A 2,059-nucleotide genomic window follows, 5' to 3' on the forward strand; every position below is an offset into this window, starting at 1 on the left:
CGCCACGCCCCAGTGGGCGATCGCGCAGCGCGGATCGGCCGCGGCGGCTTTGCCGAAATTGCGCTCGGCCTCGTCATATTGGAACGAGTGAAGCCAGCCGAGGCCCTGCTCGAGCAGCGCCTGCGCGGCCGGATTGCAGGTCGATTGGAACGATATTTGGCCGAGCTGCGGGGCGTGATCGTGGCCGGGCCCGGCGGCGGGCGCAGCGAGCGCGGCCGCAACGGCTAACAACAGCAGGTTCATGGCTGCCACCTCCCCCGTCGCCATAGCATATTCGCGGTTGCCCGGTGAGGATTACCCGATCTTCTGCCCAGTCGCTTCCCAATCCTTCAAGAAGCCGGCGATTCCTGCGTCGGTCAGCGGGTGTTTGAACAATTGGTGGATGATCTTGGGCGGCGCGGTCATCACGTCGGCGCCCATCTTGGCCGCCTCGACGACGTGCATCGGGTGGCGCACCGAGGCGACCAATATCTCGGTGTCGAAGTCGTAATTGTCGTAGATCAGGCGGATGTCGGAAATCAGCGCCATGCCGTCGAAGCCGACGTCGTCGTGGCGGCCGACGAACGGCGAGATGAAGCTGGCGCCGGCCTTGGCCGCGAGCAGCGCCTGGGCGGCGGAGAAGCACAAAGTGACGTTGACCATCGTGCCGTCGCCGGTCAGTGCCTTGCACACTTTCAGGCCGTCGGGGGTCAGCGGCACCTTGATCGTGATGTTCTTGCCAATTTTGCGCAAGATTTCGGCCTCGCGCATCATCCCGTCATAGTCGAGCGCAACGACTTCAGCCGAGACCGGGCCGGGCACCACCGCGGCGATCTCGCGCACGACCTCGAGAAAATCGCGGCCCGACTTGTGAATCAGGCTCGGGTTGGTGGTCACGCCGTCGAGCAGCCCGGTCGCCGCCAGCTCGCGGATTTCGGCGATTTCGGCGGTGTCGGCGAAAAATTTCATGAGGCATCCTTGGGTCGGCGGGGGTTTGCGGGGCAATAGCGGGTGGCGCACGGACAGTCACCCGATTCGGCCCGAGAGGAACAGCGATGAGCGAGCATGTGCGGATCGAGCGCGGCAATGGCGTGCTGGCGATCACGCTGGCGCGCCCCGAGCGGCGCAATGCGATCACCGTGGCGATGTACGCGGCGCTGGCCGACGCGGTCGAAAGCGCCGCCGACGACGCGGCGGTCCGGGTCATCACGCTGGCCGGCGAGGGCGAGGATTTCACCGGCGGCAACGACCTCGCCGACTTTCTGCAGGCGATGCCGCGCGAGGGCGAGGATATCCCGGTGTGGCGTCTGTTGCGGGCGCTGGCGCGCAACCCGGTGCCGCTGGTCGCCGCGGTGCACGGCAATGCGGTCGGGATCGGCACCACCATGCTGCTCCACTGCGACCTGGTGGTGGCCGAGGCCGGAACGCGGTTCGTCATGCCGTTCGTCGATTTGGGGCTGGTGCCCGAGGCGGCCAGCTCGCTGCTGCTGCCGCGCATGGCGGGGCGGCGGCGCGCGGCGCGCTCTCTCCTGCTGGGCGAGCCGTTCGGCCCCGACGAGGCGCGCGAGTTCGGGCTGGTCAGCCATGTCGTGCCGGCAGGCGGCCTCGACGGCGCGCTGGCGGCGGTCACCGCGGCGCTGCTGGCCAAGCCGGCCGAGGCGCTGCGGCTAACGCAGCAATTATTGCGGCGCGGCAGCGCGGACGAATTGGTCGAGCGGATCGAGCTCGAGAACGGCCATTTCGCGGAGCGGCTGCAATCGGACGAGGTCAAGCAGGCGATCGCCGCCTTCTTCGCGGCGCGCGCCAAGCGCTAGCCGGCGATGTACACCCGCTTGGTGCGCGTCATGTTGACGTTCGGCCCGTTGAACAAAAGAAAGTTCATCGGCATTGTGAAACTGACGCTGAGGTCCTTGTAATCGGCGCCATCGACCGGCGCAGCAACCGAGAACGTACCGATCCCGGTGCCGAACGTCTTGTCGTTCATCTTGGCCACGATTTCGGTGTTGGTGGCGACCGTGCACACCCCGGCAGCGGTGGGATTCTTGCAGATCGTCGCCATCCGCGCGCCCTCGCCCAGCGC

Annotated in this window: 3 protein-coding genes and 1 pseudogene; 1 reads left to right on the top strand and 3 read right to left on the bottom strand. The window is 67.2% G+C overall.

Features of this window, described 5'->3' with window-relative positions:
* Both RMP08_RS03145 and fsa read right to left on the bottom strand, forming a co-directional pair.
* A pseudogene (locus RMP08_RS03145) lies at positions 1–243 on the bottom strand (hypothetical protein); the annotation flags it as partial.
* Positions 244–294: 51 nt separating this feature from the next.
* Positions 295–948, bottom strand: a complete 654-nt coding sequence (fsa, locus tag RMP08_RS03150; RefSeq protein WP_310467536.1) for a fructose-6-phosphate aldolase — start codon at positions 946–948, stop codon at positions 295–297.
* Positions 949–1,034: 86 nt separating this feature from the next.
* On the opposite strand from fsa, the gene RMP08_RS03155 reads away from it, so the two are divergent.
* On the top strand, positions 1,035–1,793 hold the full coding sequence (locus RMP08_RS03155; RefSeq protein WP_310467537.1) for an enoyl-CoA hydratase-related protein: 759 nt from the start codon (positions 1,035–1,037) through the stop codon (positions 1,791–1,793).
* Here the strand turns inward: RMP08_RS03155 and RMP08_RS03160 are convergent.
* The coding region (locus tag RMP08_RS03160) for a hypothetical protein (RefSeq protein ID WP_310467538.1) at positions 1,790–2,059 on the bottom strand (270 nt) is incomplete at its 5' end. The two genes, RMP08_RS03155 and RMP08_RS03160, sit on opposite strands and share 4 nt — an antisense overlap.

This window comes from Sphingomonas sp. (assembly GCF_031426035.1).
Lineage (GTDB): Bacteria > Pseudomonadota > Alphaproteobacteria > Sphingomonadales > Sphingomonadaceae > Sphingomicrobium.